Here is a 6,364-nt window from a genome sequence, read left to right as displayed (position 1 = left end):
GATTTTAATGATTAGTTATTTTGAATTTAAAACAGTCAAATATTGTGAATTATAATTTTTTTAAAACAGATTTTCGAATATCAATTACTTTTCTAAAATATTTGTTTTTACTCTTATTCCTTATTCGCATAAATATTTTTCATGCGCAAACTTTAAAAAAAGGTGAATTAACAGTAGGAATTGACCTTACCTATGCACCTTATGCTTATACAGAGGGAGGCCCCAGAGGGTTTGATCCGGATCTAATGAGGCTCGTAGCTGAAAAATTGAAACTAAAAGTAGTATTTAAAGATACAAGAATAGAAAATATCATTATAGGTCTAAATGCAGGACACTATGATGTTATAGCCTCTGCCCTGTATGTAAATTCACAACGAGCTAAACAAGTTTCTTTTTTACCGTATCTTCAAACAGGAGGTGTATTAGTGGTTAGAAAAGATGATACTTATCGTCCTACATCTTTACAGGAATTATGTGGCAAGAAAATTTCATCGATGAAAGGCGCTGCCTGGATACCTAAATTAAATGAAATATCTCAAAAATATTGTTTGCTTAATAATCGTAATACAATTGAAATTAAAGAATATCCAAGTGCTCCCGAAGCATCACAGGCGCTTTTATCCAAAGGGGTAGATGTTCAATATGAAGACGCTGCTGTAGCAAAAATGTTGGTAGATAATTTAGAGGAAAAGCTAGTTATATCAACAAAAGAAATGATCGATCCGGTATTAATAGGATTGGCTTTTAAAAAGGATAATAGTTCATTAAAAAATAAAATTTCGAAAATAATACAAGATTTAAGAGAATCGGGAGAATATCAGCAACTGTTGAATAAATATAATTTGGCATACCCAAGTAAAGAATTACTGAAAACTTACAAATTAGAGGAAGAAGATATTTCTGATAATAATAAGAAAAAAGGTTTCAATTGGGAATATTTTATAGATCAGTTTTTTAATAAGGATTTTTGGAAAGCTTGTATAACCGTTCTTGAATTAAGTACATTAACCTGGTGTATAGGCATAATCTTAGGTTTTTTTGTTGCTTTATTGGGCCGAAGTAAATCTTTGATTTTAAAAAAAATTTCAAGGGGCTATATCTGGTTTTTCAGAAGTTTGCCATTATTGGTATTATTAATATTTATTTACAATTTGCCACAAATTTGGCCGCAAAGCTCAATAATTCTTTCCAATCCTTTTATTTCAGGATTATTAGCCTTAGTATTAAGCGAGACTGCTTATATTGCTGAAATACATAGAGGAGCATTACAATCCGTGCCCAAAGGTCAATATGAGGCAGGAAAAGCACTGGGGTTATCATATTGGTTAATTATGAGGCTAATTATTGTGCCTCAAACCCTAAGAGTTGCCTTACCATCATTAGCCAATCAATACATTACAATAATCAAGTTAACTTCTTTAGTTTCCGTTATATCATTATCGGAAATATTACTAGTTGGACAACAACTCTACACTCGTAACTTTCTAGTTATGGAAACTCTATTAGTCGTTGCCCTCTATTACGTTTTGATTGTAACCATAGTAACTTGGATTATACATAAGCTTGAAGAAAAATTTGACGTGAATAAAAAAATTACATATATGGATGAATCCATACAAGTGGATCATGATAAGTTGAAAAAATATTCAACCATAAAAAGTAACCAGGTAGGAGAATTAGCATTAAGCTTAAAAAATATAAATAAGTCCTATGAAAACACTCCGGTATTAAAAAATGTAAATATAACGGTTCCATGGGGTAATGTTATTAGCATTATAGGCCCCTCCGGATCTGGGAAAAGCACACTTATACGATCAATAATTGGCTTAGAATCAATTGATACAGGAGATATCCGAATGGGTAATACTCCAATAATAACAAAAAATAATCATAAAATAGAAAATACGATAAAAAATAATCATAATCAAAGGATAGGCATGGTATTTCAGTCTTATAATCTTTTTCCTCACAAAACCGTATTGGAAAATGTTATGTTAGCACCTTTATATCATTTGAAAAACAAAGATAAAATTGCTATACGGACCTATGCATTAGCTATGTTGGATAAAGTTGGTATGCTAAGTCATGCGAATAAATATCCGCATCAGCTATCTGGAGGACAACAACAACGAGTGGCCATAGCAAGGGCTTTGGCTATCCAGCCAAGCATTATGTTATTTGACGAACCTACTTCGGCTTTAGATCCGGAATTAGTAAAAGAAGTCTTAAAAGTTATTAAAGAATTATCCAATGAAGGAATGACCATGATCATAGTTACTCATGAAATGAAATTTGCATTTGAAGTTTCAGATAGAATAATTTTTATGGAATCGGGGCAAATTTTATATAATGAAGAGCCTCAACAATTAAAGAAAACCCGAGATGAAAGATTACTAAAATTTATCGGAAATATAGCTCCGATTGAGTATAACATATAATAAAAACAGGTAAATATAAGTATGAAGAACCAAAACGAAGAAATAGGTATTTTACAACGAAGAAAAATAGAAGCAGAGATCATCAAGCCTATCTATGATATTTTAAAGAAAGAATACGGTTTGGAGAAAGCAAAATCTATTATAGAAGAGGCAGTAGCCAATGCAGCAATACAAGCAGGAAGAGAATTTGCGCAAAAAGAAGAAGGTCCCACTTCTGTACAAAGTTTTGTAGAACTGCAATATCTGTGGGAAAAAGACGACGCTTTAGAAACGGAAGTATTGGTAAACAATGAAATTCAATACAACTATACGGTTAAAAGATGTCGTTATGCAGAAATGTATCATGAGATGGGGCTAGGAGAAATAGGATTTTTACTTTCTTGTAATAGAGATGCAAAATTTATTGAAGGCTATGCTCCGGACGTTAAATTAACACGCCCACATACTATAATGAAGGGAGATGGATATTGTGATTTTCATTATCAATTAGAAAAACACAAAAAAAATATTTCCAATGAATGATAATATATATATTAATTCCAAAAGACTACAAAAATGGATAAGAGATTTTGCTAAAATAGGAGGAACTCCTAAGGGAGGGGTACATAGGCTAACCCTCACGGATTTAGACAAACAAGCTCGTGATTTATTTGTTGAGTTAGCTGAAGAGGCTGGCTGCTCGATTAAAATTGACTCTATGGGAAATATTTTTGCAAGACGATCTGGAGAAGATAATACTCTAAATCCTATACTGATAGGTTCTCATATAGATAGTCAGCCGTTGGGAGGTAAATATGATGGAATATATGGAGTTCTAGCAGCATTGGAAGTAATATATTCTCTTAATGATCATAAAATAAAAACAGACCGTCCTATTGACGTGGTAAGCTGGACCAATGAAGAAGGAGCTCGTTTTGCACCGGCTATGATAGGCTCTGCAATTTTTTCCCGGCTTATGCCTGTAAATGAAGGCTGGGCTTGTAAAGATGCTTCCGGAAAAACTATTAGGGATGAATTGACAAGAATTGGCTATGCTGGAAAAGACAATTTTTCTCAATATAAAATTCATGCGTCCCTTGAGCTACATATTGAGCAAGGTCCTATATTGGAGAATAATAATGAATTAATTGGGATAGTTACCGGAGCTGTCGGACAAAAATGGTATGATATTGAATTTACAGGAGTTGCCTCACATGCTGGGACAACACCTATGGAAGTGAGACAAGATGCGCTATTAGGATTGGCTGAAGCCGTAATAAGGGTTAACCAAATTGGGAAAGAAGAAATGCCAGAAGGAAGAGCTACCGTGGGAATGGTAAAAACAATTCCGAATTCTAGAAATGTAATATCCAATAAAGCTTGGTTATCCGTAGAATTTAGGCATCCTTCAGAAAGAGGACTAGATCGAATGAACCAAAAACTATCTGTAAAGATAAAGGAAATTGCTGAAGAGCTTAATTTGAAATATAGTATCAATCAAATTCTTTCTTTTCCACCAATACATTTTTCAGATACCTGCATAGAAACAGTACGCCAAGTAACACACCATTTAAAGTATTCATGTAGAGAAATAGTATCAGGTGCGGGACATGATTCATGTAATATTTCAAAAATAGCTCCGACTTCTATGATTTTTATTCCATGCATTAAAGGAATAAGCCACAACGAAGAAGAAGAAATAAAACCGGAATGGATGAGTGCAGGAGCCAATGTTCTCTTAAATAGCGTGATAAAATTGGCTACTAAATAAAATAATTATTTAATACAATTCTATAAATACATGAGTCAGAATCTTTTAGTTCTGACTTTTTAATTTAAGTAAACCTGAGCTATAACCTCACATAAAAAACAAAATAGACAATATGTCAGGTAATAATAAATTAATTATGACAAATCATATGATAATACTTCATGGCATAATCATTGAAACTAAATTATCAATTAATAATTTAGGTATAAATTAACTATAATTAAATTTAAAATAACGAAAAAATATAAACATGAGTAAAATTATAGGAATTGATTTAGGGACAACGAATTCTTGCGTTGCAGTAATGGAAGGTAATGATCCAACCGTTATTACAAATGCAGAAGGAAAAAGAACAACTCCTTCCGTAGTTGCTTTTATGGAAGATGGAGAAATCAAGGTTGGAGATCCTGCTAAAAGACAAGCGGTAACAAATCCACATAATACAGTGTATTCCATAAAAAGATTTATGGGTACAAGATTCTCATCAGATGCAAGCGAAATATCCAGAGTTCCTTATAAAGTTGTAAAAGGTGATTCCGATACTCCAAGAGTAGACATAAATGGTAGATTATATACTCCGCAAGAAATATCAGCGATGATACTTCAAAAAATGAAGAAAACTGCTGAAGATTTTTTAGGAGAAACAGTTGATAGAGCAGTTATTACTGTTCCAGCTTATTTTAACGATGCACAAAGACAGGCAACTAAAGAAGCCGGCGAAATAGCAGGATTAAAAGTTGAAAGAATAATTAACGAACCGACTGCTGCAGCATTAGCATATGGTTTGGATAAAGCGCATAAAGATCAAAAAGTAGCGGTATACGATTTAGGTGGGGGGACTTTTGATATCTCTATTCTTGATTTAGGAGACGGGGTATTTGAAGTATTATCAACTAATGGAGATACTCACCTAGGAGGGGATGATTTCGATGATGTAATCATTAATTGGTTAGCAGAAGAATTTAAATCAGCAGAAGGTGTTGATTTAAAAGCGGATCCTATTGCATTACAAAGATTGAAAGAAGCTGCTGAAAAGGCAAAAGTTGAATTATCTTCATCTACACAAACAGAAATCAATTTACCGTATATTACAGCTACAGCTTCCGGACCTAAACATTTAGTTAAAACTTTAACCAGAGCTAAATTTGAACAACTTGCCGCAGATTTAGTTAAAAGGTCTATGGAACCATGTAAAAAAGCATTAGAAGATGCCGGGTTAAAAACTTCTGATATAGATGAAGTATTATTAGTCGGAGGTTCTACACGTATACCTGTAATACAAGAAGAAGTGGAAAAATTCTTCGGTAAAAAACCTTCAAAAGGGGTAAATCCTGATGAGGTAGTTGCTATTGGAGCCGCTATTCAAGGTGGAGTTTTAACAGGAGATGTAAAAGATGTATTACTATTAGATGTTACTCCTCTTTCATTAGGTATAGAGACTTACGGAGGGGTATTTACCAAATTAATCGATGCCAATACTACCATTCCAACTAAAAAGTCAGAAACTTTCTCCACTGCCGCAGACAATCAACCTGCTGTAACTATTAGAGTAGGACAAGGAGAAAGACCGATGTTTAATGATAACAAAGAAATTGGAAAATTCGATTTGGTTGATATACCACCTGCACCAAGAGGAGTTCCTCAAATTGAAGTAACTTTTGATATTGATGCAAATGGTATTTTGAGTGTTTCCGCTAAAGATAAAGGAACAGGAAAAGAACAATCCATAAAAATACAAGCATCTTCAGGATTAAGTGAAGCAGAAATCGAAAAAATGAAGAAAGAGGCTGAAGCTAATGCAGAAGCAGATAAGAAAAGAAAAGAAGAAGTTGAAAAATTAAATTCTGCTGACGCCATGATTTTCCAAACTGAAAAACAATTAAAAGAATTTGGAGATAAATTACCTGCAGAGAAAAAGCAACCGATAGAAGATGCATTGGCTGATTTGAAAAAAGCCCACGAAAGTAAAGATATTCCGGCAATAGAAACTGCTATGGAAAAAATAAATTCTGTATGGGCCTCTGCTTCTGAAGATTTATATAAATCTGGTCAAACAGCAGAAGGTGCCAATACAGGTGCTCAGGGTGGAGGAGAAGGAGCTTCCACCAGTTCTAACCAAGGAGGAGATAATGTTGAAGATGTAGACTTTGAAGAAGTTAAATAATTGACGATTATA

The 6,364-nt window shown here is 33.5% G+C and carries 4 protein-coding genes; all 4 read left to right on the top strand.

What is annotated here, in order from left to right; all coding sequences use genetic code 11:
* Nucleotides 1-101 precede the first annotated feature (101 nt).
* Nucleotides 102-2,438, top strand: a complete 2,337-nt coding sequence (locus M3Z80_RS08525) for an ABC transporter permease subunit (protein WP_293919172.1) — start codon at nt 102-104, stop codon at nt 2,436-2,438.
* Nucleotides 2,439-2,459: 21 nt separating this feature from the next.
* Nucleotides 2,460-2,960 carry an L-2-amino-thiazoline-4-carboxylic acid hydrolase gene (locus tag M3Z80_RS08520; RefSeq protein ID WP_293919171.1) on the top strand — a complete coding sequence of 167 codons (501 nt, stop codon included), beginning with the start codon at nt 2,460-2,462 and terminating at the stop codon, nt 2,958-2,960.
* A complete protein-coding gene (locus tag M3Z80_RS08515; RefSeq protein WP_293919170.1) occupies nt 2,953-4,188 on the top strand; it encodes a M20 family metallo-hydrolase in 1,236 nt (411 codons plus the stop codon). The genes M3Z80_RS08520 and M3Z80_RS08515 overlap by 8 nt, the downstream gene beginning before the upstream one ends.
* Before the next feature lie 250 nt (nt 4,189-4,438).
* Entirely contained in the window at nt 4,439-6,352 is a 1,914-nt protein-coding gene (gene dnaK, locus M3Z80_RS08510; protein ID WP_293919169.1) for a molecular chaperone DnaK, read from the top strand.
* The last annotated feature ends 12 nt before the right edge of the window (nt 6,353-6,364 follow it).

Source organism: Apibacter sp. (assembly GCF_025291155.1).
In the GTDB taxonomy this organism is placed as follows: Bacteria; Bacteroidota; Bacteroidia; order Flavobacteriales; family Weeksellaceae; genus Apibacter.
This window is presented reverse-complemented; position numbering and strand designations above follow the sequence as displayed.

Coding starts and splice junctions, on each gene's coding strand:
- M3Z80_RS08520 (WP_293919171.1), top strand. CDS start 2,460: ATGAAGAACCAAAACGAAGAAATAGGTATTTTACAACGAAGAAAAATA.
- M3Z80_RS08515 (WP_293919170.1), top strand. CDS start 2,953: ATGAATGATAATATATATATTAATTCCAAAAGACTACAAAAATGGATA.
- dnaK (WP_293919169.1), top strand. CDS start 4,439: ATGAGTAAAATTATAGGAATTGATTTAGGGACAACGAATTCTTGCGTT.